2 protein-coding genes are annotated in these 1353 nt (G+C 57.0%); both read right to left on the reverse strand.

Annotated features, from left to right (window positions below; genetic code table 11):
• Positions 1–374: hypothetical protein (locus AB4043_RS25630; protein ID WP_442308536.1), on the reverse strand; the 374-nt coding region annotated here is incomplete at its 3' end.
• A 123-nt stretch (positions 375–497) separates the two neighbouring features.
• The coding region (locus AB4043_RS25635) for a diguanylate cyclase domain-containing protein (RefSeq protein ID WP_442308537.1) at positions 498–1353 on the reverse strand (856 nt) is incomplete at its 5' end.

Consider the following 1353-nt stretch of genomic DNA (forward strand, 5'->3'; position numbering starts at 1 on the left):
GTGTAGTCGTGGAGTGCTGCGGATATCTGCTGACGGTAGGCGTTCGCTCCGCGTGAGTCTTCTTCGGTGAGAAAGGGCAGCTCCGCGTCCATGAAGATGACTGGACGGACGTGGATGGAGTCTTTGATCTGAGCGAGGACTGCTCTTGTGACCTCGATCTGGCCAGCGTTGGTCTCGATCACTTCAAGGCCGGGTGAGGTCTGCAGTGGGTAGGCAGAGTCGACGACGAGGATCCAGTTGCGGTGGCCGAGCAGGGGTAGGCGTTTGGTGAGTGCCTGCTTCCAGGCGTTTGCCTCGCGGGGCTGCTGTGCGAGTAGGCTGGGTGCGAGGAATCCAGGGAATAGCAGGCTGAGGAATAGAACGGATCTGATCACGAATCATCTCCTTAGAAGATGCCTCTTTCTTGACGCGATTAGTCTAGTACCCGCTTGGGCTGTGAGCTTTATTTCGCCGCGCTGTGTTGTCAGTTTTTTTGGCAGGGTGGCCGCTCGGAAGGCCTATTCTGGTTCCGAGAAGACAAGCCGGTTCCGTCCAGCCTCTTTTGCTCGATAGAGCGCCTTGTCGGCGGCATCGACAAGGCGCAGGAACGCTTCCCCTTCCTGCGGTATCGTCGAGGCTCCACCGAGACTAACGGTGACGAATGGGCTTGTTTCCGATCCTCCGTGAGGAATCTGGAGGGCTTCAACATTGCGGCGCAGTTGTTCTCCTACCCGCTCGCTTCCACTCATATCCGTCGCCGTCAAGACCAGGGCAAACTCCTCGCCGCCGAAACGTGCCGCGGTCCCCGAAGAACGCAGGCAGGTCTGTTGGATCGTGGTCGCGATTGTCTTCAGCACCTCATCGCCCGCCAGATGCCCATTGGTGTCGTTATAGCTCTTGAAGTGGTCGACATCGAGCATCAGGATCGAGATGGAGGTTTGTGACCGTATCGCACGTTTCCACTCCGCCTCCATGTGTTGATCGAAGTGTCTGCGATTGCTCAGGCCAGTCAGGCCATCGAGGTTCGTTAGCCGCTGCAGTTGGAAGTTCATCTCCAGCAACTGACGCTGGCTTTCGCGCAGGGCACGGTATGCATCGTCACGCTGAAGCTGGTTTAAGTACGATTTCGAGTGATAGTTGATGCGGGCGATCAGTTCTACCTCGTGCGGCAACTTGACCAGGTAATCGTTTGCCCCTGCCTTAAACGCCTCATTCTTAACCGAGGCTTCTTCCTTGCTGGAAAGCACGATGATCGGGATGCTGCTTGTAGCCGGATCCGCACGATACTGACGAACCAGATCCAATCCATTCACCCCCGGCATGACGAGGTCCTGCAAGATGACGGTAGGTCTTACTTCCTTGGCGGTCCTCAGC

It is taken from the genome of Terriglobus sp. YAF25, assembly GCF_052113305.1.
GTDB lineage: Bacteria > Acidobacteriota > Terriglobia > Terriglobales > Acidobacteriaceae > Terriglobus.